Annotated in this window: 22 protein-coding genes and 1 tRNA gene; 9 read left to right on the top strand and 14 right to left on the bottom strand. The window is 75.9% G+C overall.

All coding sequences use genetic code 11. The features are described from left to right. Nucleotides 1–15: 15 nt before the first annotated feature. From J1G43_RS08305 to J1G43_RS08295, 3 genes are all read right to left on the bottom strand, one after another. Nucleotides 16–807, bottom strand: a complete 792-nt coding sequence (locus J1G43_RS08305) for an LLM class F420-dependent oxidoreductase (protein WP_207370595.1) — start codon at nucleotides 805–807, stop codon at nucleotides 16–18. A gap of 52 nt (nucleotides 808–859) precedes the next feature. Continuing rightward, nucleotides 860–2,569 carry a hypothetical protein gene (locus J1G43_RS08300; protein WP_307859523.1) on the bottom strand — a complete coding sequence of 570 codons (1,710 nt, stop codon included), beginning with the start codon at nucleotides 2,567–2,569 and terminating at the stop codon, nucleotides 860–862. A gap of 141 nt (nucleotides 2,570–2,710) precedes the next feature. Further along, nucleotides 2,711–3,343: a hypothetical protein gene (locus tag J1G43_RS08295; protein WP_207341030.1), complete on the bottom strand. Its 633-nt coding sequence runs from the start codon at nucleotides 3,341–3,343 to the stop codon at nucleotides 2,711–2,713. 130 nt (nucleotides 3,344–3,473) lie between these two features. On the opposite strand from J1G43_RS08295, the gene J1G43_RS08290 reads away from it, so the two are divergent. The 3 genes from J1G43_RS08290 to J1G43_RS08280 all read left to right on the top strand — a co-directional run bounded on the left by J1G43_RS08290 (nucleotide 3,474) and on the right by J1G43_RS08280 (nucleotide 9,371). Continuing rightward, the gene (locus J1G43_RS08290) at nucleotides 3,474–5,363 is read left to right on the top strand and encodes an alpha/beta-hydrolase family protein (RefSeq protein WP_207370596.1); all 1,890 of its coding nucleotides are present in this window, start codon (nucleotides 3,474–3,476) and stop codon (nucleotides 5,361–5,363) included. 156 nt (nucleotides 5,364–5,519) lie between these two features. Beyond that, nucleotides 5,520–7,151, top strand: a complete 1,632-nt coding sequence (locus J1G43_RS08285; protein WP_207370597.1) for a DEAD/DEAH box helicase — start codon at nucleotides 5,520–5,522, stop codon at nucleotides 7,149–7,151. Between the two features lie 183 nt (nucleotides 7,152–7,334). Beyond that, on the top strand, nucleotides 7,335–9,371 hold the full coding sequence (locus tag J1G43_RS08280) for a polysaccharide lyase family 1 protein (RefSeq protein ID WP_207370598.1): 2,037 nt from the start codon (nucleotides 7,335–7,337) through the stop codon (nucleotides 9,369–9,371). A gap of 107 nt (nucleotides 9,372–9,478) precedes the next feature. On the opposite strand, the gene J1G43_RS08275 is transcribed toward J1G43_RS08280, so the two are convergent. Then, a complete protein-coding gene (locus J1G43_RS08275) occupies nucleotides 9,479–10,561 on the bottom strand; it encodes a sigma-70 family RNA polymerase sigma factor (protein WP_249670562.1) in 1,083 nt (360 codons plus the stop codon). Nucleotides 10,562–10,679: 118 nt separating this feature from the next. Here J1G43_RS08275 and J1G43_RS08270 point away from each other — a divergent pair, with 118 nt between their 5' ends. The 3 genes from J1G43_RS08270 to J1G43_RS08260 all read left to right on the top strand — a co-directional run bounded on the left by J1G43_RS08270 (nucleotide 10,680) and on the right by J1G43_RS08260 (nucleotide 13,297). Further along, nucleotides 10,680–11,105 carry a VOC family protein gene (locus tag J1G43_RS08270; RefSeq protein WP_372437913.1) on the top strand — a complete coding sequence of 142 codons (426 nt, stop codon included), beginning with the start codon at nucleotides 10,680–10,682 and terminating at the stop codon, nucleotides 11,103–11,105. A gap of 35 nt (nucleotides 11,106–11,140) precedes the next feature. Continuing rightward, nucleotides 11,141–11,647, top strand: a complete 507-nt coding sequence (locus J1G43_RS08265; protein ID WP_207370600.1) for an NUDIX domain-containing protein — start codon at nucleotides 11,141–11,143, stop codon at nucleotides 11,645–11,647. Between the two features lie 153 nt (nucleotides 11,648–11,800). Next, nucleotides 11,801–13,297, top strand: a complete 1,497-nt coding sequence (locus J1G43_RS08260; RefSeq protein ID WP_207370601.1) for an AAA family ATPase — start codon at nucleotides 11,801–11,803, stop codon at nucleotides 13,295–13,297. Between the two features lie 147 nt (nucleotides 13,298–13,444). Here J1G43_RS08260 and J1G43_RS08255 read toward each other — a convergent pair whose 3' ends face one another. Further along, complete coding sequence (locus tag J1G43_RS08255; RefSeq protein ID WP_207370602.1) at nucleotides 13,445–16,120, bottom strand: phosphoenolpyruvate carboxylase; 2,676 nt, start codon at nucleotides 16,118–16,120, stop codon at nucleotides 13,445–13,447. Between the two features lie 82 nt (nucleotides 16,121–16,202). On the opposite strand from J1G43_RS08255, the gene J1G43_RS08250 reads away from it, so the two are divergent. Both J1G43_RS08250 and J1G43_RS08245 read left to right on the top strand, forming a co-directional pair. After that, nucleotides 16,203–16,637, top strand: a complete 435-nt coding sequence (locus tag J1G43_RS08250; protein WP_207370603.1) for a hypothetical protein — start codon at nucleotides 16,203–16,205, stop codon at nucleotides 16,635–16,637. Between the two features lie 59 nt (nucleotides 16,638–16,696). Beyond that, entirely contained in the window at nucleotides 16,697–17,194 is a 498-nt protein-coding gene (locus J1G43_RS08245; protein ID WP_207341021.1) for a MarR family winged helix-turn-helix transcriptional regulator, read from the top strand. A 58-nt stretch (nucleotides 17,195–17,252) separates the two neighbouring features. Here the strand turns inward: J1G43_RS08245 and J1G43_RS08240 are convergent, their stop codons facing one another. Further along, entirely contained in the window at nucleotides 17,253–18,821 is a 1,569-nt protein-coding gene (locus J1G43_RS08240) for a polysaccharide lyase family 1 protein (protein WP_307859522.1), read from the bottom strand. 241 nt (nucleotides 18,822–19,062) lie between these two features. On the opposite strand from J1G43_RS08240, the gene J1G43_RS08235 reads away from it, so the two are divergent. Further along, nucleotides 19,063–19,356, top strand: coding sequence for a hypothetical protein (locus J1G43_RS08235; RefSeq protein WP_207341019.1), 294 nt, complete (start codon nucleotides 19,063–19,065; stop codon nucleotides 19,354–19,356). 76 nt (nucleotides 19,357–19,432) lie between these two features. Here the strand turns inward: J1G43_RS08235 and J1G43_RS08230 are convergent. The 8 genes from J1G43_RS08230 to proB form a co-directional block, all read right to left on the bottom strand. Then, nucleotides 19,433–19,505, bottom strand: a tRNA-Ala gene (locus J1G43_RS08230). Nucleotides 19,506–19,618: 113 nt separating this feature from the next. After that, on the bottom strand, nucleotides 19,619–20,320 hold the full coding sequence (locus tag J1G43_RS08225) for a histidine phosphatase family protein (RefSeq protein ID WP_207341018.1): 702 nt from the start codon (nucleotides 20,318–20,320) through the stop codon (nucleotides 19,619–19,621). Then, complete coding sequence (gene rsfS, locus J1G43_RS08220) at nucleotides 20,317–20,700, bottom strand: ribosome silencing factor (protein WP_207341017.1); 384 nt, start codon at nucleotides 20,698–20,700, stop codon at nucleotides 20,317–20,319. The genes J1G43_RS08225 and rsfS overlap by 4 nt, the downstream gene beginning before the upstream one ends. A gap of 140 nt (nucleotides 20,701–20,840) precedes the next feature. Then, nucleotides 20,841–21,128 carry a hypothetical protein gene (locus tag J1G43_RS08215; protein ID WP_207341016.1) on the bottom strand — a complete coding sequence of 96 codons (288 nt, stop codon included), beginning with the start codon at nucleotides 21,126–21,128 and terminating at the stop codon, nucleotides 20,841–20,843. 1,048 nt (nucleotides 21,129–22,176) lie between these two features. After that, nucleotides 22,177–22,794, bottom strand: coding sequence for a nicotinate-nucleotide adenylyltransferase (gene nadD / locus J1G43_RS08210; RefSeq protein ID WP_207341015.1), 618 nt, complete (start codon nucleotides 22,792–22,794; stop codon nucleotides 22,177–22,179). 2 nt (nucleotides 22,795–22,796) lie between these two features. Beyond that, nucleotides 22,797–22,973 (bottom strand): hypothetical protein, encoded by a 177-nt coding sequence (locus tag J1G43_RS08205; protein ID WP_177199618.1) that lies wholly within the window; start codon nucleotides 22,971–22,973, stop codon nucleotides 22,797–22,799. A 111-nt stretch (nucleotides 22,974–23,084) separates the two neighbouring features. Further along, nucleotides 23,085–24,386, bottom strand: coding sequence for a glutamate-5-semialdehyde dehydrogenase (locus J1G43_RS08200; RefSeq protein ID WP_207341014.1), 1,302 nt, complete (start codon nucleotides 24,384–24,386; stop codon nucleotides 23,085–23,087). Nucleotides 24,387–24,455: 69 nt separating this feature from the next. Next, nucleotides 24,456–25,604, bottom strand: coding sequence for a glutamate 5-kinase (gene proB / locus J1G43_RS08195; RefSeq protein ID WP_207341013.1), 1,149 nt, complete (start codon nucleotides 25,602–25,604; stop codon nucleotides 24,456–24,458). Nucleotides 25,605–25,624 lie beyond the last annotated feature (20 nt).

The raw sequence follows: 25,624 nt of genomic DNA, 5'->3' as shown, positions 1-25,624 counted from the left end.
GCTCTCACCTCGGCGTCAGCCCCGCGTGTCGCGCCAGCGCACCCACCGCTCCGCCTCGGTCAGGTCGTAGTCCGGCCCGGTCGTGCCGCACGTGAACAGCCGCACACCTGCGGCGTACAGCTCGTCGCCCACCTCGTCCGGGTCCGACCCGTCGACGCCCAGGGAGCGGGTGACCAGCGCGGCGGTGTCCCGCCCGACCGCGGCGCCGTGCTCGTCGAGGATCGCGCTCTTGCGGCGCAGCGTGTCGACGTCACCGAAGGAGTGCCAGATGTCGGCGTGCTCGGCGACGATCCGCAGCGTCTTGCGCTCACCGCCGCCGCCGATCATCACGGGGATGTCGCGCGTGGGGGCGGGGTTCATCGCCGCCCAGCGGGACCGGATCCGCGGCATCGCCTGCCCCAGGTCGGCGATCCGCGACCCGGCGGTGCCGAACTCGTACCCGTACTCCGTGTAGTCCCGCTCGAACCAGCCCGCACCGATCCCCAGGATCAGGCGCCCACCGCTGATGTGGTCGACGGTGCGGGCCATGTCGGCCAGCAGATCAGGATTCCGGTAGGAGTTGCACGAGACCAGGGCGCCGATCTCGACGCGGCTCGTCTGCTCCGCCCAGGCGCCGAGCATCGTCCAGCACTCGAAGTGCTTGCCGTCCGGCTCCCCGCTGAGAGGGAAGAAGTGGTCCCAGTTGAACACCACGTCCACGCCGAGGTCCTCCGCGCGGCGGACCGCGTCCCGGATCTGGCGGTAGTCGGCGTGCTGGGGCTGGATCTGGACGCCGACGCGCACGTCGGTCGCGGGGGTCTGGGTCACCGGGCCACGGTAGCGCCGCGACACGCGGCGGGCGCGGCGTGCCCGGCGCGGCTCACTGGTAGGTGACCAGGTCAGGGACAGGCTCCACGCGGTACGTCGCGGCCGGGTCGAGCATCGGCAGGTCCTCGTCGTAGAAGTTCTTCCAGCCCCAGTGCACCGGCGGGGCACCCGCCCGCAGCGCAGCCCACGTGCCGGCCTTGGCGCCCTGGGAGCCCTGCCCGTCGACGTGGATCAGCGGGGCCAGCTCGTCGTACGACGTGTCCAGCCGCTCCCGCTCGGTGATCATGCGCAGCGAGAACTGGTGCAGCACGAACATCTTCTGGGGCAGCGCCCGTTCCCGCGTGAAGCCCGCCAGCCAGGCCGCCGTCGCGTTCACCTCGTCGATCCCGACCGACCCGATCTGACGCAGGTGCACCTGGTCGGGCGCGAGCCGCCACTCGGGGTCCAGCGCGAGCCCCACGTGGGGCAGCTCGAGCAGCTCGGCGTACGCCTGCGCCTGGGTGACGAAGTCCGTGCGCCCGGGCTGCAGGTCCAGCAGGACGTACTGCCCCGCGGCGGCCGCCGCGTCGACCAGCGGGCGCAGGTCGTCGACCGCCCGGCGGCGCGAGTACGTCTGGTCGTCCTCCGGCCCCGCCGAGGCGATGGTCGCGATGATCTCGACCGCGGGCACGACGGTGTCGGACGTCAGGCCCGTGTACATCGCCGCGTGCTCCTGCGCGCGGGCGACGGTCGCCGGGACGTCCTGCTCCCCCAGCACCCCGAGCGCACCCGACCCGGGCGTGCCGTAGAGCGCCACGTACTTCTTGCCGGGCTGCCCCGCGACCGCCGGGAAGACGAGCTGGCCGCCACCCGGGAGCTCGACGCCCGTCCGCGCGGTCGCGACCCGGGCGGCCAGCAGGTCGGGCTGCCCGAACGTCGGCCCGAACGCGACCACGGCCGCCGGGTCGGCCTGCGCCAGCGCCTGCACCGTGACCGTGGTGGCCCGCGGGTCACCTCCGGGCACGTCGAGCACGTCGACGTCGAGCGCGCGCAGGGTCGCCAGCGCCGCGGTGGGCACGGGGCCGTCCGCGAGCGCGAGCACGTCCGGCACCGCCGTGGGCGCGGTGGACGGCAGGCCGGCCGGGGCGGGTGTCGCGGTGGCCGGGCTCGCGGGCGCAGCGGGCGCCGGCGCCTCGTCGAGGACCAGGACGTCGGGTTCCGGTCCGGCGAGGGCGCGGACGGCGTCGGCCTCCCCGCCGGCGGGCACGGGGGTGGTCGACCCGAACCGGTGGCCGGTCGCCGCGGCGAGCGCAGCGCCGTCGGCCCCGGACGGCACCCGCACGCGCGCCACCTCGGCGGGCAGCGCGTCGTCCGGGACGTCGCCCACCACCAGGAGGTGGGCGGTGCCCAGGCGCGCCAGCTCGGCACCGGCGTCGGTCCCACCACCCGCCAGCAGCAGCGGGGCGCCCAGCGCGACCGCCGCCGTGGCGCCCGTCAGCCCGCCGGCGACGTCACCCGCTGCCGCCACGACGGCGACCGGCGCCACGTCGAGCAGGGCGGCCGAGGTGCTCACCGCGGCCGTCGCCTCGTCCCCGTCGACGACCGTGGCCGCTGCCGGGCTCGCCGCGGGGACCACGGAGAGCGCGTCCGGCGAGGCCGAGGGAGCCGGCGTGGTCGCCTCCGGGGCGTCGCCGGGGGTGCCCGTGGTGCACGCCGCGAGCACGGCGAGGAGCAGCACGACCACGCACCCGCGCACCCGCGCTCCGCCGCCGAGACCCGCCACGACCACCTCACCTCCCGGGCGCGGACGGTCCGCGCACCGGTCCGCCACTGTAGGCAGGGTGGCGCCGGGACGCAGCCCTCGAGGCCAGGACGCCGGGCGTCCGGTCGCGCCGCCCCGGGAGCCCGGCGCGGCGGGGCCTGCCTAGATGCCTGTCATGCGGTGGTCGTGCCCGAACCCCTCGAGGAACCGGGGGCCCTCCTGCTCGAGCTCGGCCTGCCACGCCGCCGCCCACGCGGCGTACGGCGCGCGGGCGAGACCGTCGTTGGCGAACCGTGGGTCCACCGTCACCTCGGTCACGCAGAAGTCCGGGATCGCGAGGTCCGTCACCGGGCCGCCGCGCTCCACCTCTGCGACGACGAGGGGCGCGTTCGCCCCGGCGAACACGTCGACGACCCAGCCGTCCTCACCGAGCCACACCGAGTGACGGACCTTGGCGACCCGCGCACCGCCGCGGCGCACCATCTCGACGCCGACGAGCGGGTCGATCTCGCGCTCCGCCTCGTACCGGGTGCCACCGTTCATCGGCCCCTTGACGGTGACCGCGCAGAAGTCGACCTGGTCGGCGTACCGCTCGAGCAGGGTCGTCTCGTCCGTGCGCACGTCGACCCCGACGACCGACGACACCTGCGCCCGCACGCGCAGCGCGAACCCGGCGTCGGCGAGGTAGTAGCTCTGCACGATCAGTGCGGGGGCGGCGTCCAGCAGCTCGGGGGGGACGTCGCGCGCGACGAACCGCCGCTCGAACTCGAAGTCGCCGTACCCCGTGTCGCTCATCCCTGCCACCTGTCCGCCGACCCCACGGCCGCTCGGACACACCGTACCCACCGGGGCGCCGGATCCCGCAGGGACCTGCCGCAGACCGCGGCGCCGGGTCCGGGACACCGTTCCGTGGCACAGTGCGGAGATGACGAGGGGGGCGTCGCGGGACGCGGCGACGGCGCACGACCCGGCGGACGCGGGCCGACCGCCCCCGCACGGGCCGAGCGGCGGCCGGTCGCGGGACCCGACCCCCGAGCCCTCGTCGCAGGTTCCCCGCACCGACGCATCGGGCGCGAGCGGGTCGAGGACGGCAGGGCCCGGCCGTGGGACGCGTGCCGCGTCCGCGGTCGCCCACTGGTGGTTGCGCTTCTCCCCCGCCGGGCTCGTCGGGGCGTTGGTGCTCTTCGCCGCGGCGCTCGGACCGTCCCTCCTGCCGCGCAGCCCGCTGTACCAGGGCGTCATCGGCGGGGTCTGCGCCGCGATCGGCTACGCCGTCGGGGCCGCCCTCGGGTGGGGCGGACGACGGATCGGACTGCGTGCCCCGTGGCCCGAGCGCCGCGCACCGGCCGCGCGGCTGGTCGGCGGCGCGGTCGCCCTGGCCGTGGTGGTGGCGGCGCTGGTCGTCGACGCCGACTGGCAGGCACGGTCCCGCGCGCTGCTGGACATGGGGCCGCCGCCCGCCGCGCGGCCGCTGCTCGTCCTCGTGCTCGCCGTGCTGGTGGCTCTGCTGCTCGTGCTCCTCGCCCGCGGGCTGCGAGCGGCGGTGCGTGGCCTGGCACGCCTGACGAGCCGGCTGCTGCCGCCGGTGCCGGCCCGTCTGCTCGCGGTGGTCGTGGTGGCCGTCGCGACGTACCTGCTGGTCGACGGCACCCTGGTCGCCGGGGTCCGGCACCTGATGACGACGACGTACGCGGCCCGTGACGAGCAGACGTACCCCGGCGAGGTGCGCCCGACCGACCCCCTGCGCAGCGGGTCGCCGGCGTCCCTGTCCCCGTGGGAGTCGTTGGGTCGCGAGGGGCGGCGGTTCGTCTCGGGCGGCCCGGACGTCGCGCAGCTCGCCGACCTGTCGGCCGCCGCCGGCCTCGACCGTGAGGTCCGGGAGCCGATCCGGGTCTACGCAGGCCTGGACAGCGACGACGACCTCGACGAGCTCGCGTCCCTCGTCGTCGACGAGCTCGACCGCACGAACGCGTGGGACCGGTCGGTCCTCGTCGTCGTCACCACGACCGGCACGGGGTGGGTCGACCCCGCGTCGGCGACGGCCGTCGAGATGATGTGGGGCGGCGACAGCGCGATCGCCGCGATGCAGTACTCCTACCTGCCGAGCTGGGTGAACTTCGTCGGGGACCGCGCGACGCCGGTCGCGGCGGGTCGTGCGCTGTTCGAGGCCGTGCACGCGCGCTGGTCGCAGCTGCCGGAGGACGACCGACCGGCGCTGTACCCGTTCGGCATCTCGTTGGGCGGCTTCGGCTCGCAGGGTGCCTTCGCGAGCCTGCAGGACGTCGCCGCACGCACGGACGGCGCGGTCTGGGCCGGCACGCCCGGCACGACCCCCCTGTGGCGTGGCCTCACGTCGGACCGGCAGGCGGGGTCGCCCGAGATCCGCCCGGTCCTCGACGAGGGCCGTACGGTCCGCTGGGGCCGGACCCTGCGCGACGTGGACGGTGCCTCGCTGGCGGACGACGGCACGGCGACGTGGGAGGACCCGCGCGTCGTGTACCTGCAGCACCCCTCCGACGGGGTGGTGTGGTGGACGCCGGACCTGCTGCTGCACGAGCCCGACTGGCTGCGCGAGCCGCGCGGGGAGGACGTCCTGCCGGACGTGCGCTGGTTCCCCGTGGCGACGTTCTGGCGCGTGCTCATCGACCTGTTCGTCGCCGGTCAGGCACCGGCGGGGCACGGGCACACGTACGTGGGCGAGTACGCCGACGCCTGGGCGGCCGTGGCGCCGCCGCCGGGCTGGACGCCCGCGGCGACCGACGCCGTGCGCGCCGTGCTCGACGCCCCGACCGACACCTCGGTGGGGGGCCGCTGACCTGCGGCGACGGCGACCGTCCGGGCCGCCGGACGCGGGGTGTGAGAGGGTGGACCCCGAGAGGCAGCGCGATCGACCGCGCGCCCGCGTCGTGGAGTCCCCCCGGGAATCGTGCGGCGGACCCCGACTCTTCAGCCCGAGAGGCACCTTTTCCCTGTGACGACCTTCACCGACCTCGGCGTGCCCGAGGTGCTGGCCCGCGCCCTCGCCGCCCAGCAGATCACCTCCCCCTTCCCGATCCAGACGGCGACGCTGCCGGACACCCTGCGGGGCGCCGACGTGCTCGGCCGCGGCCGCACCGGGTCCGGCAAGACGCTCGCGTTCGCCCTGCCCGTCGTGGCGCGCCTCGCCGCGTCGAGCACGCAGCGCCGCGCCCGACGCCCGCGCGCCCTGGTGCTGTGCCCCACCCGTGAGCTGGCCACGCAGATCGACGCGGTCTTCGCGCCGCTCGCCGCAGCCGTCGGTCTGCGCACGGCGACGATGTTCGGCGGCGTCGCGCAGTCGCGCCAGGTCAGCGCGCTCGACCGCGGCGTCGACGTGCTGGTCGCCTGCCCGGGGCGCCTCGAGGACCTGCTGAAGCAGGGCCTGGTCACGCTCGACGGCATCGAGATCACCGTGCTCGACGAGGCGGACCACATGGCCGACCTCGGGTTCCTGCCCGTCGTGCGCCGCCTGATGGACCGCACGCCGGCGCGCGGGCAGCGCCTGCTGTTCTCCGCGACGCTGGACAACGGTGTCGGCACGCTCGTCGACCGCTACCTGACCTCCCCGGTGGAGCACGCGGTCGACCCGGCCGCGCAGACCGTCGTCGCGAGCACCCACCACGTCCTGGAGGTCGCGGACGCGGCCGCCAAGCGCGCCGTCGTCGAGACGCTCGCGGCCGGCCCCGGTCGGCGGGTGCTGTTCATGCGCACCAAGCACCACGCCAAGAAGCTGGCGCGTCAGCTGACGCTCGCTGGCATCCCCGCGGTCGACCTGCACGGCAACCTGGGCCAGGGTGCCCGCGAGCGCAACCTCGAGGCGTTCTCCTCGGGTCGCTCGCGCGTCCTGGTCGCCACGGACATCGCCGCCCGCGGCATCCACGTCGACGAGGTCGAGCTGGTCGTGCACGTCGACCCGCCGGCCGAGCACAAGGCGTACCTGCACCGCTCCGGTCGCACGGCACGCGCCGGCGCCAGCGGCACGGTGCTGACGCTGCAGCTGCCCGAGCAGCGCGCCGACGTGCGCTCCATGACCCGGGCCGCCGGTATCACCGTCACGCCCGTGGCTGTCACCCCCGGCGACGACCTCGTGCGCCGGCTCGCCGACGCACCCGGCTCGGTCCCCACCGCCAACGGCGGCACGCCCGCCCCGAGCGGTCCGGTGTCCGGCGCGGTCATGACGAGCGACCGCTCGTCCGCGTCCGGCCGCACCCGTTCCGGCGGCCAGGGGGGCTCGGGTCGCACCCAGGCCCCCGCACGTGGCCGGACCGCGGCGCGCGGTGCCGCGCCGACCGGTGGCGCCCGCCCGGCGACCCAGCCCGACGCCGGCGCACGTCGTCGCTCCGGCTCGCGCGCCGCGTCGCGTCCCGCCGGCCCCGCCACGGCCTGGACGTCCGAGTCGGGCAGCCCGGCTCGCACCGACGCGAGCGGCGAGGGTCGCGGCCGGGGCAGCGCCACGCGCGGCTCCGGTCCGGCCGCGGGCCGCGACACGGGCGCCGGTGACGTGAGCGGTGCCCCGCACCGACGCCGCCGGGGCGGCCGCGGACGCGGGCGCGCCGGTGCGCCCACGGGCGCACCCACGGCCTGACCTGCATCGTCCCGACGGGCCTGCGGGCCGGTCGACCACCTCGGTCGGCCGGCTCGTGGGCCCGTGGTCGTCGCACCGCCCGACTCGTCGGGATTGCGTTTTCCGACGCATCTGTGCCACGCTCGTCCCCGTCGACGGGAAACCGGTTTCTCGGACGTCGACCCGGAGACGAAGGAGTCCCCCATGCGTGCCGTCCGGCCCTCGCACGACGCCCGCCGCGCGCCCCGCCGGCGGGCTGCGGCCCTCGTCGCCCTCGTGACCGTGCTGGTCGGCGCCCCGGCTGCCGCGGCCGCCACCGACGGCGGCGCCCCGGGTGCCGCGGCCCGCGACCTCGGCCGCGAGACCCTCGCCCCCGGCGACGGGTGGGCCTCGTGGTCGGGCGTCTCGCGTCCCGACGGCCGCGAGGTCCAGGCGACCGGCACCACGGGCGGCGCCGCCGCGTCCGCGGCGCAGGTGTACGTCGTCGACTCGTGGACGCAGCTGCGCGACGCGCTCGGCGGGCGCCCGGGCTCGACCGGGACCACGGCGCGCACCGTCACCGAGCCCCGCATCGTGTACGTCCGCGGCACGATCGACGCGTTCGCCCGGCCCGACGGGTCCCGGGCCACGTGCGACGACCTCGCCCGCCAGGTCACCGTCGCCGGGACCGGGTCCCCCTTCTCGATGGCCGACTACATCGCGCACTTCGACCCCGAAGGCCCGTGGGGACGCGCGGACCCCAGCGGGCCGCTCGAGGACGCCCGCGTCGCGGCCGCGGCCGTTCAGGCCGCCCAGACGCAGCAGCACGTGGGGTCGAACGTGACGATCGTGGGCGTCGGTGACGCGCGGATCGTCGGGGCGAACCTGCGGATCCGGGACGCGTCGAACGTCATCGTCCGCAACCTGACGTTGTCCGACGCGTCGGACTGCTTCCCCCAGTGGGACCCGGGCGACACGGACGCGGGCAACTGGAACTCCGCCTACGACAACCTCTCGGTGTGGTCGTCGACCAGCGTGTGGGTCGACCACGTCCGGCTCGACGACGGGGACCACCCCCCGGCCACGACCCGGACCGTCTACGGGCGCCCGTACGAGGTGCACGACGGGCTGCTCGACATCACCCACGGCTCCGACCTCGTCACCGTCTCGTGGACGCACTTCCACGACCACGACAAGACGAGCCTGGTCGGATCGTCGGACTCCCGCACGCAGGACCGCGGGCAGCACCGCGTCACGTACCACCACAACCTCTGGACGGACGTCGGCCAGCGCGCGCCCCGCGTGCGGTACGGCGACGTCCACGTCTACAACAACGTGTACGAGCAGACCCGCGCCACGGGGTACGCCTACCTCCTCGGCGCGGGTGTCGAGTCGAGCATCGTCGCCGAGCAGAACGTCGTGGACCTGGCCCCCGGGGTGGACCCGGCGTCGGTGGTCACGGCCTGGAAGGGCACCATGCTGCGCGAGGAGGGCACGCTGGTCCGTGGCGAGCCCGTGGACCTGGTCGCCGCCTTCAACGCCACGGCGCCGACCCCGCTCGTGGATGCGGCACGGTGGACCCCCGCGGACCACTACGCACCGGACGTGCAGCCCGCGGCGCAGGTCGCCGACGCCGTCCGCGGGGGTGCCGGCGCCACGCTGCCGTCGGGCACACCGGGCGCGTCGCGCGCCCCCGACGCCCCGCGGCTGTCGCACGACAACGGCTGGGACACGGGTCTGCACGACGGCGACTTCACCGTCACCTCGACCCTGTGGTGGGGGCAGAACGCCACCGTCGTGCGGCTCCTGGAGGACGGCGTGCTCGTCGACGCGCAGCGGGTGGACCCCCGCACCCCGCACGCGCAGCGCGTGGCGTTCGCGGTCTCCGGGCGGCCCGACGGCACGTACACGTACGTCGCCGAGGCGCTCAACCCGTGGGGGACGACCCGGTCCGCGCCGCTCACGGTCGCCGTCCGCGACGCGCGCCCCGGCACGCCCCGGCTGACCGCCGCGACGGGGACCGACGGCGCGCCGACCGTCACGGCGACCCTGTGGTGGGGCACCAACGCGACCTCCTACGTGGTCACCGCCGACGGGGTCGAGGTCGACCGCGGCGAGCTCGTCGCGCGCACGCCGCACCGCCAGACCGTCAGCACGTCGACCGCAGGCTGGGCGCCGGGCACGCACACCGTCGTCGCGACGTTCCGCAACGCCGCCGGCGAGACCTCGAGCCTTCCCCTCGAGGTGCAGGTCGGCGGCTGACCCGGCCGGGTCCGCCCGGCCAACGCGCCGCCCGTCCGCCTCCCGGACGGGCGGCGCACCGCTCGCCCCGGGAACGTCCGCGCGCCGGCCCGCCGGGCGGCGCGGCCTCAGTCGAGCTCGGTCGGCAGCCCGAACCGTGCGAACAGGTCGTCGTCGAACCACACCGTCACGTGGCGCACCCCCGCCGCGGTCACCGCGACCTGCTGGAGCTGGAACGCCCGGTGACGACCCTGCGCGTCGCGCATGTACATCGCGAACGAGGGCAGCCCGTTCGCCGACGTCGGCACCAGGCGCATGTCGCCGGCCGCCCGGGCCGGGCACCACGTCCCGATGAGCTCGCCCACCGCGCGGGGACCGGTGTACCAGCCGGGAAAGGGCGGCATCTCCCACACGACGTCAGCGGCGAGCAGCTCGACGATGGCCGCCACGTCGTAGGCCTCGAAGGCTGCGACGTACCGGGCGAGGAGCTCCTGGTGGCGCGGGTCCGTGGGCTCCAGGGGCGTGACGTCCTGCACGTTGGCCATGTGGGCCCGCGCCCGCTGCAGCGTCGAGTTCACCGCGGCCACCGACAGCCCCAGGGCGTCGGCGACCTCGGCAGCCGACCACGCGAGCACGTCCCGCAGCAGCAGCACGGCCCGCTGCTGGGCCGTGAGGTGCTGCAGCGCGGCGACGAAGGCGAGCCGCACCGTGTCACGGTCCACCGCCGTCTCCGCCGGGTCGGCCGGGGCCGTCGCCCACACGAGGCGGTCGGGCATCGGCTCCAGCCACGGCGTGGTGCGGTCCTCCCGCGGCTGCTCGCGGGGGTCCGCGGCCGGCGCGCCCAGTCCTGTGGGCAGCGGACGGCGTCGCCGGCCCTCGAGGTGCGTCAGGCAGGTGTTGGTCGCGATGCGGAACATCCACGTGCGCAGCGACGAGCGGTTCTCGAACCCGCGCATCGCACGCCACGCGCGCAGGTACGTCTCCTGCAGCATGTCCTCCGCGTCGTGCACCGAACCCGTCATCCGGTAGCAGTGCGCGAGGATCTCACGGCGCAGCGGGGCGAGGCGCGCCGCGAACTCCTCCCCGGTCAGGTCCTCGCCTGCCGGTCCGGTCCCGGGCTCCTGGGCGCGGGGGCCCACGGTCCCGTCCCCGGCCGGCGGGCCGGGCCGGCTGGTCGCTCGGGTCGGCGTTCCCGATGTGGTCGTCGTCACACTTCGACGGTAGCGGCCGCCACCGACATCGTCACCACCCGACGAGACCCGCCGCCCTCGCCGGTCGGCACACCCAGGACGATCCCGTCCCGTACCGCAGGGAGAACCCGTGGACCGCATGATCGTCGTCAACCTGCCGGCCCGGGACCTCAGCGCGTCGCGGGCGTTCTACACGGGCCTCGGCATGGCCGTGGACGAGATGCTCAGCGACGACGACGTCGTCTGCGTGCTGGTGTCGCACACGGTGTGCGTCATGCTGCTGCTCCCCGCCCGGTTCGGCGAGGTCACCGGACTGCCCGTGGTCGACGCCCGCGCCGCGACCCAGGTCGTGCTCTGCCTCGCGGCGACGTCGCGCGCCGACGTGGACGCCCTGGCCGCCGGAGCGCTGGCCGCGGGCGGCACGGAGCTCGGCGCGGGGCTCCGTGACGGATCGCCGTACGCGCGGACGGTCGCCGATCCCGACGGGCACGTCTGGGAGCTCCTGCACCCGGACTGCGCCCCGCCGGGCCGGGACGCGGCGGACCGGGACGCGGCGGACGTCTGACGTCGGGCTGCCCGCTGCGTGCCAGACTCGGTGCCGTGCCTGCCCCCGTCGACGCCTACGCCCCGGACGACCACCTGGACGGGCGCACGCTCCTCGTCGCGGCCGCCTACGTCGTCCTGCGGCGCCCGGGGGACGACGGCGACGAGGTGCTGCTGCAGCGCCGCGCCGGCACCGGGTACATGGACGGGTGGTGGGCGCTGCTCGCGGGCCACGTCGACCGCGACGAGTCCGTGCACGAGGCGGCCGTGCGGGAGGCCGCCGAGGAGGCGGGCGTCGTCGTCGCACCCGACGCGCTGCAGCCCTTGACCGCGCTGCACCGGTTCGAGCGCGGCGGTCCGCAGGTCGAGCAGCGCGTCGACGTCTTCTTCCTGGTCACCCGGTGGAGCGGCGAGCCCACGCTGCAGGAGCCCGACCGGGCAGCCGCCATGGGCTGGTTCCCGCTGCACGCGCTCCCGGAGCGGGTCGTGCCGCACGAGCGGCTCGTGCTCGACCTGCTCGCGTCCGGCTCCCCCGTGCCGGCGGTCGTCTCGCTCCCCCGCTGAGCCCTCGCCCGGCCCGGCTGAGCCTTCGCCCGACCCCGCCGGTCCGTGCCGCTCCGGCACCCCTCGTCCCCCGGCTGGGCCGAGCGGGTGGAACGGCGCCCCCGGTCGCCGTGCCCGGCTCCGCGCGGGCACCGGCGGGCTACCGTGGCCCGCGTGCGCCCCGAGACCTCCACGCTCGACGACCTCGCCGCACTGGTGGCGGCGCGCACGCCCGTCATCGTCCTGGAGACGGCCGACGAGCCGGAGGCGGTCGAGCTGGTGCTGCGCGCGGCGTCACGACCGCCCGGCGGCCGGTCCCCGCGCCCGGTCTTCCGCTGGAGCGTGACCGACGGGCTGCGCCGCATGGACGTGGACCTCGGCGGCTCCCAGCTGCACAACACCGATCCCCCCGCCCTGCTGCGCACGATCGTCGACAGCATCGCGCCCGCCGTGTACGTGCTGCTCGACCTGCACCCCTGGTTCGACGACCCGCTGGTCGTGCGCCTGCTCAAGGACGCCGCCCAGCGGCCCCTCGGCCTGCGCAGCACGCTCGTGCTGGTCTCGCGCCGGCTCGACCTGCCGCGCGAGGTGGAGCACCTGGCGGTGAGCATCCCCGTGTCCTTCCCCTCCGCCGACGAGCGCGCCACCGTCGTCGACCGCACGGTCGCCGCCTGGGCGAACGCGACGGGGCGTGTGCCGCACGTGGACCCGCGGGCGCGGGACCTGCTCGTCCGGCGCCTCGCCGGGCTGTCCCGTGCGGACGTCGCGCGGCTGGCGCACGGCGCCGTGGTCGACGACGGCGCGCTGACGGTCGACGACGTCGCGGTCGTCGACCGCGCGCGGTTCGACGCCCTCGCCGGGGACGGTGTGCTCGCGTACGAGTACGCGACGGTCGCGCCGGGCGACGTGGTCGGCCTGGACCGGGTGGTGCGCTGGCTCCTGCTGCGACGCCCGGCGACCGACGGCTCCGCACCGCACCTCGACCCGCCGCGCGGCGTGCTGCTCGTCGGCGTCCAGGGCTGCGGCAAGTCCCTCGCAGCGCGCGCCGCCGCGTCCGTGCTGGGTGTGCCGCTGCTGCGCCTGGACCTCGCGGGCGTGCACGACAAGTACGTCGGGGAGTCCGAGCGCCGGCTGCGCGAGGCGCTCGCCGCGGCGGACGCGCTCGCACCCTGCGTGCTGTGGGTCGACGAGATCGAGAAGGCCGTCGCGGGCGACGAGGACGGCGGGTCCGCACGGCGCGTCCTGGGGACCCTGCTGACGTGGCTGGCCGACCGCCGCTCCCGCGTGTTCGTCGCCGCGACCGCCAACGACGTCTCCGCCCTGCCCCCGGAGCTGGTGCGCAAGGGCCGCTTCGACGAGATCTTCTTCGTCGACCTGCCGGACGACGCGGCCCGCGCGGCGCTCCTGCGGCTGCACGCCGGGCGCCGCGGGCTGGTCCTGGACGACGGGACGGCGGCCCCGCTCGTCGCCGCGTCGGCCGGGTTCTCGGGCGCCGAGGTGGAGCAGGCGGTCGTCTCGGCCACGTACGCCGCGCACGCCCGCGGCACCGCGCTCGACGCCGGCACCGTCCTCGAGGAGCTGCGGGCCACCCGCCCGCTGTCCGTGGTCATGGGCGAGCGCGTCGCCGCGCTGCGCGCGTGGGCGGCGACGCGCACGGTGCCGGCTCGCTGACGAGCCCGAGCAGCACCGACCGCACGGCACCGAGGCGCACGTCACGGACCAGCACGGCACGGACCAGCGCGGCACGGATCGCCGGACGCACGACGCCCCCGCACCGACCCGGGTCGGTGCAGGGGCGTCGTGGCGGACGCGGGGGTGTCAGCCGGTGTTCTGCAGACCGGCCGCGACGCCGTTGACCGTGAGCAGCAGCAGCCGGCGCAGCTCCTCCGCCGACTGCGGGTCCTGGCCCGTGCGCAGCCCTCGCAGGGCGCGCAGCTGCAGCAGCGACAGGGCGTCGACGTACGGGCTGCGCAGCTGCACGGCGCGTCCGAGGATCCGCCGGCGCGAGAGCACGTCCGTGCTGCCGGTGGTGGCCAGCACCCACTGCCGCGTCAGCCGCATCTCGTCGAGCACCTGCTCCGCCAGGTCGTCCCGGTCACCCAGGGCGAGGTAGCGGGCGGCGATGCGCTCGTCGGTCTTCGCCAGCGACATCTCGACGTTGTCGATGATCGTCGCGAACAGCGGCCACTCGGCGTAGGCCGTGCGCAGCTCCTCCACGTCGCCGACCGTGTCCAGCGCCGTGCCCAGGCCGTACCACCCCGCGAGGTTGATGCGGGCCTGCGACCAGGAGAACACCCACGGGATCGCCCGCAGGTCGTCCAGCGACGAGACCGACAGGCCGCGGCGGGCCGGGCGGGAGCCGATCGGCAGCAGACCGATCTCCTCGAGCGGGGTGACCTGCGCGAACCAGGCGGGGAACCCGTCGGCACGGACCAGAGCGTGGAACCGCTCGCGGGACGCCACGTCCAGGCGGGACGCCAGGTCGGCGAACCGGCCGGCGGCCTCGGTGTTGCGCTGTGCGACGCTCGGCGCGTCGGCGAGCAGCGTCGCGGCCGCCACCTGCTCGATGTGGCGCGTGGCGATGTCCGGGTCGCCGTACCGGGCGAAGATGACCTCGCCCTGCTCCGTGAGCTTGAACCGGCCGTCGACCGAGCCCGGGGGCTGGGCGAGCACGGCACGGTTGGCCGGGCCGCCCCCGCGGCCGAGCGCACCGCCACGCCCGTGGAACAGCGTGAGGACGATGTCGTTGCGACGCGCCCAGTCCGCGATCCGGCGCTGCGCGTCGTCGAGGGCCAGCGTCGCCGAGAGCGGCCCGACGTCCTTGGAGGAGTCGGAGTAGCCGAGCATGACCTCCACCCGCCGGCCGTTGGCCGCGAGCCGCTCCTGCACCCGTGGGTGCGCGAGCGCGGCGTCGAGGATGTCGACGCTGTTCTGCAGGTCGGCGAACGTCTCGAACAGCGGGATGGCGTCGATGACCGGCGCGTGCTCCGGACCGCCGAACGCGAGCTCGGCCAGCCGGTAGACCGCCGGCAGGTGGTCGGGCGACTGGGTGAACGACACGATGTAGCGCCGCGCCGCGGCCACGCCCAGGCGGCGCTGGACCGTCCCCAGCGCGCGGAAGGTGTCGAGGACCTCGACGGTCATCGGCTGCAGCTCGCCGTCGACGCCGTGCTCCTCGATGTCCGCGAGCGCGGCGGCGTGGACCTGCGAGTGCTGCCGGATCTCCAGCTCCGCGAGGTGGAAGCCGAACGTCTGCACCTGCCAGATGAGCCGCTGCAGGTCGCCGTACGCGGCGCGCCGGGCGCCGGCCGCCTGCAGCGAGTCCTGGACCGTGCGCAGGTCCGCCTCGAGCTCGTCGGGGCTCGCGTACGCGAGGTCCGCGTCGCGCCGACGGGTCGCGGCGATCCGCTCGATGATGCCGAGGAGCGCGCGCCGGTGCGGCTCGTTGGGCGCGTCTCCCGCGATGCGGGAGGTCATGGCGTCCGACAGCGAGCGCTGCCGCTGCCACAGGGCGCTGAGCTCCGGCGACGCCGGGGTCCCGGCCGCGTCGAGCGTGAGGCCGTCGGCCGTGCGGCGCGCGGAGGAGAGCAGCGCGTCCAGCGCGTGCTCGGAGGCCAGCGCAGCCGCGGCGCGCGTCACCTCGGCCGTGACGTTGGGGTTGCCGTCGCGGTCGCCCCCGATCCACGACCCGAGCCGGGCGAAGGGCGCGACCAGGGGCGCGGTGGTCCCGGCGTCCCGCTCCAGCAGCCAGTCGTCGAGCCGGCGGTACACCGTGGGCAGCACGTCGGCCAGGGTCGAGTCGACGATCGACAGGACGGTGGCGACCTCGTCGAGGACGGTCGGCTTCTCCGCGCGCAGCGGCGAGGTGCGCCACAGCGTGTCGATCTCGGCCAGCAGGCGCCGCTCGTTCTCCGCCAGCGTGGTGCCGCCGATGTGCAGCGCGTCGCGCTCGGCGACGAGCTCGGCGATGCGTCGGATGGACCGCGCGACCGCGCGGCGTCGCGCCTCGGTGGGGTGCGCGGTGAAGACGGGGCGGAACTCGAGCTCGCGCAGACGGGCACGGGCCTCGTCCTCGCCGACCTCGGCCACGAGCTGCTGGTACGCCGCCGGCAGCGAGTCGTCGGGTGCCAGCTCGTGGGGCGCCAGGCGCGACTCGCGGTCGTGCAGCACACGGACCCGGTGGTACTCCTCGGCCAGGTTGGCGAGGTGGAAGTAGCACGTGAAGGCCCTCGCCACCTGTTCGGCACGCTCGTGGCTGAACCCGGCGACGAGCTCCTCGGCCTGCGCGAGAGCGTGCCCGTTCGGGTCGCTGTGCGACGCGATGGCGAGCTCGCGCAGCCGCTCGACGTCGGCGAGCAGGTCCTCCCCGCCGGCCTCGCGCAGCACACGACCCAGCAGCTCCCCGAGGAGCCGGACGTCGTTGCGCAGGAGCTCGGGTACCTCATGGCTGACGACGCCGCGAGGGACGTCCGGCCTGATCTCCGCTTCTGTCACGGGAGAAAGGTAGTTGACCCGGTGCACCGCCCGCCCGCGGCGACCGCCCTGTGGTCGCGACGGCACGTGCCATGCTGGGCGGGTGAGCTGGTTCCGCCGTCGCCCCGACGTGCCGGCCGACGTCACCACCGGGTTCTGCGCGGCGGAGGCGCCGGCGATGCAGCGCTCGATCCTGGCCGCCTTCGGCATGGGTGACCGCCCGGCGCCGGCGCGGGTGCCGGCGCGCCTGGTGGTCGAGCACGGCGCCGACGACCGGCTGGTCCTCGTCTGGCGCAACGTCATCGTCGGCTTCGTGCCCGCCGACGCGGCACCGCCGCTCGCGGCCGCGCTCGCGGCGGCCGGGGACGCCTCGCTCGTCGTGCCGGGCGTGGCGCACCGCAGCGACGGCACCTGGCGCGTCTGGGTCGGCGACGTCCCCGACGACGGCTTCCCGCCGGTGCCCGACGACCTGGACACGCTGCCCCCGCCGGAGCAGACGATCCTCGGCGTGCCCGTGCGGCGCCTGGACGGCCGCTGACACACGCCGCGGCGAGCACCCTCAGGGTTGTCGCTTCAACATCGGCGTACGCTGGACGCGTGACCTCCGAGACCCCCTGGCTGACGCCTGCCGAGCTGCGCGCCTGGCTCGGGCTGGTGGCCGTCGCCGAGCTCCTGCCGGCCCAGCTCGACTCGCAGCTGCAGCGCGACGCCGGTCTCACGCACTTCGAGTACCAGGTGCTGGCGATGCTGTCCGAGGCGGAGGACCGCACGCTGCGGATGTCGGCGCTGGCCCGCCGCACCAACGCCACGCTCCCCCGCCTCTCGCACGTCGTGCGCCGGCTCGAGGAGCGCGGGCTGGTGGAGCGGGCGCCGTGCGCCACGGACCGCCGGGCCACCGAGGCGCACCTCACCCCCGCCGGCTGGGACCTGGTGGTGCGGACGGCCCCGGGGCACGTCGCGACCGCCCGCGCCCTGGTGGTGGACGCGCTGACACCCGAGCAGGTCTCGCAGCTGGAGGAGCTGAGCCGGGCGATGCTGCACCGCCTCGACCCCGAGGGGCGCCTCGCGCCGCCGCTGGACGAGCTCGCCGGCTGACGACACCCGCACGGTCGGGGGCCGGGGCGCACGGGCCCCGACCCCCGACCGGACCGGCTCAGCCGGCGTACGTCTCGACCTCCGCGACGCGCGGCGTACCGGTCGACCCGAGGATCTCCACGTTGAGCTTGGTCAGGGACGTGGCCCTGAAGGTCAGCGTCCCGGCCCCGTTGCCCGTGGCGAGCACGACCCCCGTGGCGTTGTCGACGACCCGCCACGCCCCGATGGACCCCACGGAGCCCGCCGGCTCGCGCACCACGACCCGGGCGACCGTGGTGGCCGACCCCCACTTCACCGAGATGCGGCCCGTCGAGCCGCTCGGCTGCCAGTACGTGCTGAGCGACCCGTCGATCGCGTTGCCGTAGCTGGTGCCGCCGGCCTTGCCGGAGCCGTCGGCGCCCGCACCCAGGCTGAGGTTGCGTCCCAGGGGCGGCGCGGTGGGCGGCGGCGTGGACGGCTGCGGTGACGAGGTCGGGCCGGCGGTGGGGGCCGTGGTCGGCGCGGACGTGGGTGCCGTCGTCGGCGCCGGGGTCTGCGGAGTGCACGACCCGTTCGACACCTGGTTGCCCGTGTTCGCCCCGGCCGTGGCGCGCACCAGCGCGGGCACGCAGCTCGCGCCGTCGAGCCGGTAGGAGTACGGGACCGAGACCGTCGTCGTCGACGTGACGTTCGGCCCCGCGGGGTTGGTGTCGCCGCCCTTGCTGGACCACGACACGTTGTCGAAGACGTTGCCCGCGACCTGCCAGTAGCCGGGCAGGTCCGTGTAGAACGTGCCGAGCACGTCCTTGGAGTCCTCGAAGTAGTTGTTGTCGACCTTGGCCTTGCCGCCGGCACGGGCGTTGATGCCCGACTCCTTGATGCCGACGTAGTGGTTGTTGTAGATGTGCGCCGTCGCGCCGCGGAGCAGCGGCACGCGCGAGTCGAGGTTCTCGTAGAGGTTGTGGTGGTAGGTCACCGGGCCGTTGCCCAGGTCGCTGTCCCCGGAGCCCACGAGGCCGCCGCGCCCGGAGTTGCGCAGGATGCTGTACGACAGCGTCACGTACCGCGTGTCGCCCTTCATGTCGAACAGGCCGTCGTAGCCCTCCGACTCCCCGCCGGACGCCTCGAGCGTCACGTGGTCGACCCAGACGTTGCTGACGCCGCTCTCCATGCCGATGGCGTCGCCGCCGTTGGACGTCGGGGAGCCGGACTTCTTGACGTTCTTGACGGTGACGTTCTGGACGATGATGTTGCGCGCCTCGCGGATGTGGATGCCGACCTGGTCGAACACCGCGCCGCTGCCGACGCCCACGAGCGTCACGTTGCTCACCTGCTTGAGCTCGATGACCCCGGCGGCCGTGTTGCAGCTGCTGCCGGAGACCTTGGCGGTGTTGCCGTGGGTGATGGTGCCGGACACCTCGATGACGATCGGGGTGTCGCTGCCGGCACGGCCGCACAGGGCCTCGTGGATCTGGGTGCCGGTGGTGGCCCGCACCGTCCGCCCGCCGGCGCCGCCGGTGGTGCCGCCGTTCTGCGAGGCGAAGCCGTCGGCGGCTCCGGTGGCCGCCTGGGCGGGGAGGGTGAGCGTGGACACGCCGACGGCCGTGGCCAGGGCCGCAGCGACCCCGGTCGCCAGGAGTCGTGTCACGACAGGTCGTCTCATCGTTGCCTCTTCTCGTCGTCGAGCGCGGTCGGACCGGCGCGTGCCCCGCGGGACGCGCCGTCCGACCCGATCGCGCCGCGGCGATGCGGCATCCCGGGTCGGAAACCGGTTTCTCGACCGTAGGCGAGCGCTTTCCTCATCGGCAAGGCGCCCGCGGGCGACGAAACCTTTAGACGCTCGCTCCCGTCCGTCGACCGCAGGACGCCACCCGTGCCACGCTGCCGGGATGAGCGCACTGACGTTGTGCTGCCTGCTGCGGGCCGTCCCCGGGCAGGAGGCGGGCCTGCACCGCTACGAGGACGCCGTCCTGGTCCTCGTGGCCGACCACGGCGGCACGGTCCTGCAGCGCGCGGTGGGCGACGGCGGCGACGGGCAGCCTCACGAGGTCCAGATCCTGCGGTTCCCGGACGCGACCGCGCTCGACGGGTACGTCGCCGACCCCCGGCGCGTACGGATGGCCGACGAGCGGGACCGGGTCGTCGCCCGGACCGACGTGTTCCCCGTCGACCTGAGGACCTGACGCCCCCGGAACGCCGAAGGCCGCGTCGGGTTCCTGGTCCCAGGATCCTGACGCGGCCCTCGCCGTCGTTCTCGGGTGGAGCTGAGGGGACTCGAACCCCTGACCCCCTGCATGCCATGCAGGTGCGCTACCAGCTGCGCCACAGCCCCGTGGTCCGCGGACGGACCCCGTCGCCCCGAAGGGCGCCCGGTGAGTCTAGGACGAACGAGCCGCAGAACGCCAATCGCGCCCCGGCAGGGGCCGTGTGACGTGCGACATGGCGTCAGTCCGGGTCGCGCGTGGCGTCGTCGGCGGCCTCCTGCGCGGGCTCCGGGTCGGGGCCGGCGTTCCAGTCCGACGATGCGTCGGTCGGGCCCACGTTGTAGCCCAGCAGACGCCACGCGGGGTCCGCATCGGCCGAGCCCGCGGCCAGCAGCTCGGCCCAGTGGGCGTTGTGCATGCCGACGATGCCGCGCCACGCGGGGTCCTGCCCGAGCAGGTCGGCCACGACCGAGCCGAGCGCGGAACCGTGGGACACGACGACGAGCGTCCCGCCCTCGGTGGTGCGCGCGACCTGGTCGCGGACGGCCTCGCCGATGCGGGCCGCGACCTCGGCGCGGGTCTCGGCGCCGACCCCGACCGGGTCCCCGCCGGCGCGCCACTCGCGGAACTCCTGCGGCCAGCGGGCCTCGATGTCGTGGCCCGTCATGCCCTCCCACTCGCCGAAGGCGCGCTCCCGCAGCCGCGGGTCCAGCTCCACCGGGACGCCGACCGCACGGGCCAGGTAGCCCGCGGTGTCGACCGCGCGCGAGAGGTCCGACGCGACGATGCGCACCGGGCGGTGCCGGGCGGCCAGGCGCGCCGCGGAGACGCGCGCCTGCCAGTGACCGACCTCGTCCAGGGGGATGTCGATCTGCCCCTGCAGCCGGGCCAGGGCGTTGTAGGCCGTCCGCGCGTGCCGCCAGAGCAGCAGGTGCTGCCTCACGCGTCGGCCTGCTCGCCCCGCTCCTCCGGGGGCAGCTCGATCAGGGGGCAGTCCTTCCAGAGTCGCTCGAGCGCGTAGTAGACGCGGTCCTCGGCGTGCTGCACGTGCACGACGACGTCACCGAAGTCGATGAGGACCCACCGACCCTGCGCCTTGCCCTCCCGGCGCACGGGCTTCGCGCCGAGCTTGTGCAGGGACTCCTCGACGGCGTCGACGATCGCGCCGACCTGCCGCTCGTTCGTCCCGGAGGCGATGAGGAAGACGTCGGTGAGGACGAGCTGCTCGCTCACGTCGAGCGCGATGATCTCCTGCGCCTTGAGGTCGGATGCGGCGCGGGCGGCGGCGTGGGCCAGCTCGATCGCGCGGGGGCTCGCAGACACGTGGGCTCCTGGGGGTCGGGGGGCGGCGCGGCCGGGGAGGCCGCCGCCGCGGGATGCGGTGGTACGGGTGGTGCCGGGATGCGGTGGTGCCGGGCGCGGCACTGCCGAACCCGGCGGGGCAGGCCGGCCGGTGCCGTCGCTCAGAGCGGGCCGGCGCGGCTCGTGACCCAGCCGCTCACGGCGGCCGCAGCCTCGGCGGCGCCGTCGGCGCCCCGCGTCCGGATGTAGAGCAGCATGATGAGGAAGCCGAGCACGAAGGCCACGGCGGCCAGGATCAGCACGTGCAGCCAGGTGTACGGGTGGATCCGCCGTCCCGGCTCGTCGTCGTCGTCCTCGTCGTCCAGGTCGTCCTCGTCGTACGGCGGGCGCGACACGCCCCAGGGCGGGGCGGGCTTCTCGTCGGAGGGGCCGGCGACGGGGTCAGGCACCGCAGCCGGCGTCCGCGGCCAGCCGGCGGCCGGCGGCTCCCCCGCCGCCCGCTGGGGCGCCGCGGGTGCGGCCGGGGCACCGCTCGGCGTCCAGACGGGCGACGCCGTCGACGCGGCGGACGCCGTGGCCGACGGCACCACGGGCTCGATGCGCGACGGGGCCGGCTCGGTACGCGGTGCGGTCGCTGCTGACGACTGGAACGAGCTGAGCGACGGCGCCGGCCCGGTCGGCCGCGGGCCGTCGGACGAGGGCTGCGAGGGCGTCCAGGGTGCCGACGGCTGGCCGGCGGGAGCCGCCGGCGCACCGGAGCCCCAGGCCGAGGTACGCGGCGGGGTCGTGGCCGCCGGCGGGGCGGCGGGTGCCGGCGGGGCCGCGGACGCCGCCCAGCTGGGCGCACCGGACGGCGAGGCGGCGCCGCCCGGCTCCCGGTTCCACGGGGTGCGCGCCTCGGGGCGCGATGTCGCCGCGGACCCGGACGGCTGCGCCGAGGGCTGCGCCCACGGCCGTGCCGGCGACGACGGTGCGGGGGCACCGGCCGGGCGCGACGTCGCAGGGGCGCCGGCACCCTGCGGGGCGCCGCCCCAGGCCGGGCCCGCGGCGGCGGGTCGGGGTGCCGTCGACGGCACCGGCCGGTGCTGCGGCTGCGGGGTCGCGGCGCGCGGCGCGGGCGGCGGCGTCCCGGGGCGCGGCGCGGTGGCGCCGGTCGTCCGCGGGCCGGCCGTCGGGTCGAGGGCCGCGTCACGGTACGACCGTCGCGAGCGGGACGCGTCGCCGGTGGTCGGACCCTGCGCCGGTGACGGAGCCGGGGTGCCCGGCCCCGTCGCCGCGGGCCGCGGGGTCGGCTGGCCGGCACCCGCCGACCAGGCGGGCGTACCGCCGCCGGCAGCCGACGACGTCCCCGCGGGCGGGGTCACGAGCCTGCTGCGCATGGCGCGGCGCGACGCGGGTGCGACCGGCTCGTCGGACGGGGGCGCCGGGGCGCCGGGGCCCTGGCCACCGTCCTGGGCCGCCCGCTCCATCTCACGACGGCGGCGACGCTCTCCGGGTTCACTCATCACGACCTCGATACAACCTGTGCTTGGCGATGTACTGGACGACCCCGTCGGGGACGAGATACCACACCGGCTCCGCGGCACGCGCACGCGCACGGATGTCGGACGAGGAGATCGCGAGGGCCGGGACCTCCAGCACGTCGACCCGCCCGGCGGGCAGGCCGTCCACCGACAGCGCGTGCCCGGGGCGGGTGACCGCCACGAACCGCGCCATGTCGAACAGCTCGGCAGCATCCTTCCACGTGAGGATCTGCGCGATCGCGTCCGCGCCGGTGATGAAGAAGAGGTCGGCGTCCGGGCGCTCGGTCTTGAGGTCCCGCAGCGTGTCGACCGTGTACGTGAGTCCCGCGCGGTCGATGTCCACGCGGCTCACCGTGAAGCGGGGGTTCGACGCCGTCGCGATCACCGTCATGAGATACCGGTGCTCGGCGGGCGAGACGTTCGCGTGCTGCTTGAACGTGGGCTGCCCCGTCGGCACGAACACGACCTCGTCGAGGTCGAAGCGGGCGGCGACCTCGCTCGCGGCCACCAGGTGGCCGTGGTGCACGGGGTCGAACGTGCCACCCATCACCCCGAGGCGTGGGCGGGCAGGGACCCCCGTGGTGGCCGGCACCGTCAGTGGCGCGTCCCGACGGAGCGGAAGGCGTACGTCACGAGGAGCATCGCCAGGAGCCCCACGAACGCGCCGACACCGAAGACGGCCGGCGCGAACGGCAGCGCCTCGGAGTGCTCGGCGGCGGTCTCTGCCGCGGCGATGAGGGTGGCGTGCACGTCGTCCTCCTGGGGGTTCACGTCGGTCCTGCGGGTCGGTGGCGGCGGGCGCCCGCGAGGGGCCCGCGCCGCGGCCACCCAGTCTCGCACGCGGGGCCGTGGTACATCACCACCGACCGCCGGGCGGGCGGGTCAGGGACGCACGTGGCCGTCACCGTGCACGATCCACTTGGTCGTCGTCAGCTCGGACAGACCCATCGGCCCGCGCGCGTGGAGCTTCTGCGTGGAGATGCCGATCTCGGCACCGAGGCCGAACTGCCCGCCGTCCGTGAATCGCGTCGACGCGTTGACGATGACCGCCGCCGCGTCCACCTCCGCCACGAACCGCTCCGACGCACGCAGGTCCTGCGTGACGATGGCCTCGGTGTGCCCGGTGGACCAGCGGCGCACGTGCGCGACGGCGTCGTCGAGGTCCTCCACCACGCGGACCGCGAGGTCGAGCGACAGGTACTCCGTGCCCCAGTCCTCCTCGGTCGCGGGGACCGCGGCAGCACCCGCCGGCACGTGCGCCAACGTCACGTCGTCCCCGTGGACCGTCACGCCGGCCGTCGCCAGCGCGGTGAGCGCGGCCGGCAGGAAGGTGTCGGCCACGTCACGGTGCACCAGCAGCGTCTCGACCGCGTTGCACACCCCGACGCGCTGCGTCTTGGAGTTCAGCAGGATCGCCAGGGCGTCGGCGTGGTCGGCGCTCGCGTCGACGTACAGGTGGCAGTTGCCCACGCCGGTCTCGATCACCGGCACCGTGGCCTCCCGCACGACCGTCGCGATGAGGTCCGCTCCCCCGCGCGGCACGAGCACGTCGACCAGGCCGCGCGCGTGCATCAGCGCGACGGCCCCCGGCCGCCCCCAGGCGTCCACGGACTGGACCAGGTCGCCCGGGAGCCCTTGCGCGTCCAGCGCGGCGGCCAGGACCTGCACGACGACCTCGTTGGACCGCGCCGCCGCGGACCCGCCGCGCAGCACCACGGCGTTCCCGCTCTTCAGGGCCAGCCCCGCGGCGTCCACCGTGACGTTCGGGCGGGCCTCGTAGATCATCCCGACGACCCCCATCGGCACGCGGACCTGCCGCAGCCGCAGCCCGTTGGGCAGCGTCGAGCCGCGCACGACCTCCCCGACCGGGTCCGGGAGGGCCGCGAGCTCGCGCAGGGCGTCGGCGATCGCGGCGACGCGCTCCGGCGTCAGCGTGAGCCGGTCGAGCAGGCCGGGCGACATCCCGGCGGCGCGCTCCCGGTCGACGTCCTGCGCGTTCGCGACCAGCACGCGGTCGGTGGCGGCCACCAGTGCGTCGGCCATGGCCCGCAGCGCGGCGTCCTTGGTGGCGCGCGTCGCGGTCGCCAGGGCACGGGACGCCTCCCGGGCGCGACGCGCGACGGCGAGCACCGCCTCCTCGGGGTCGACGAGCGCGGGTGTCGACTGCTCCAGCGACGTGGTCATGCCACCCAGGCTAGTCGCGCGCGGGTCGCGCGCGCCGACCCCTCCCGCACCGTGGGCAGCCGCAGTGCGTCAGCGCCGCCGACGGACCAGCACGAGGTCGTCGCGGTGCACGAGCTCGCGGTCCCACCCCGGGCCGAGCTCGGCCCGCAGGTCGGCCGTGGTGCGGCCGAGCAGCTGCGGGACCTCCTCCGAGCCGTAGGCGACCAGCCCGCGCGCGACGACCGCACCGGAGCCGTCGACGAGCTCGATGGGGTCACCTGCCTCGAACGTCCCCTCGACGTCGGTGACGCCCGCCGGCAGCAGCGACGTGCGCCGCTCGACGACCGCCCGCACCGCGCCGTCGTCCAGCACGAGGCGGCCGCGCGTGCGCGCGGCGTGCGCGAGCCACAGCAGCCGGATGGAACGCCGCCGCCCCGTGGCCGCGAACCACGTGCCCACGTCCTGCCCCGCCAGCGCGTCGCCGGCTCGGGCGGCCGACGTGAGCACCACCGGGATCCCGGACTGCGTGGCGATGGCGACGGACTCCAGCTTGGTCACCATGCCGCCGGTCCCCACCGCGCTGCCCCGGGCCGTGACGTCGATGCCCGCGAGCTCGTCGAGCGCCTGCACGTCGGCGATCCGCCGGGAGCCGGCACGTGAGGGCGGACCGGTGTAGAGCGCGTCGACGTCGGTGAGCAGCACGAGCGCGTCGGCGTGCACCAGGTGCGACACCAGGGCCGCGAGCCGGTCGTTGTCACCGAACCGGATCTCGTCGGTCGCGACCGCGTCGTTCTCGTTGATGATCGGCACGACGCCGAGGTCCAGCAGCCGCGTCAGGGCCCGGTGGGCGTTGCGGTACTGCCCGCGGCGCCACGTGTCCTCGGCCGTGAGCAGCACCTGCGCGACCGTCAGGCCGTGCGCCGCGAACGCGCGCGTGTAGTGCGCCACCAGCAGCCCCTGCCCCACCGACGCGGCGGCCTGCTGCGTCGCCAGGTCACGCGGACGCGCGGCCAGGCCCAGCGGGCCGATGCCCGCGGCGATGGCACCGGACGACACGAGGACGACCTGCGCCCCGGCGGCCCGCCGGGCGGCGAGGACGTCGACCACCGCGCCGAGCCGCGCAGGGTCGAGGTGCCCGTCGGGCGTCGTCAGCGAGGACGACCCCACCTTGACGACGATGCGGCCCGCACCGGGCAGCTGGTCACGTCCCAACAGGGCGGCGGCACTCACGGCACCCATGATGCCCCGCGCCGCCCCCG

The sequence above is a fragment of the Cellulomonas sp. zg-ZUI22 genome (assembly GCF_017353535.1).
Classification (GTDB): Bacteria; Actinomycetota; Actinomycetes; order Actinomycetales; family Cellulomonadaceae; genus Cellulomonas; species Cellulomonas wangleii.
This window is presented reverse-complemented; position numbering and strand designations above follow the sequence as displayed.

Bases quoted from the DNA above. Each gene is read 5' to 3' on its own strand.
- J1G43_RS08295 (WP_207341030.1), bottom strand. From the start codon at position 3,343: ATGAGCGACACGGGGTACGGCGACTTCGAGTTCGAGCGGCGGTTCGTC.
- J1G43_RS08290 (WP_207370596.1), top strand. From the start codon at position 3,474: ATGACGAGGGGGGCGTCGCGGGACGCGGCGACGGCGCACGACCCGGCG.
- J1G43_RS08280 (WP_207370598.1), top strand. From the start codon at position 7,335: ATGCGTGCCGTCCGGCCCTCGCACGACGCCCGCCGCGCGCCCCGCCGG.
- J1G43_RS08270 (WP_372437913.1), top strand. From the start codon at position 10,680: ATGATCGTCGTCAACCTGCCGGCCCGGGACCTCAGCGCGTCGCGGGCG.
- J1G43_RS08235 (WP_207341019.1), top strand. From the start codon at position 19,063: ATGAGCGCACTGACGTTGTGCTGCCTGCTGCGGGCCGTCCCCGGGCAG.
- J1G43_RS08200 (WP_207341014.1), bottom strand. From the start codon at position 24,386: ATGACCACGTCGCTGGAGCAGTCGACACCCGCGCTCGTCGACCCCGAG.
- proB (WP_207341013.1), bottom strand. From the start codon at position 25,604: ATGGGTGCCGTGAGTGCCGCCGCCCTGTTGGGACGTGACCAGCTGCCC.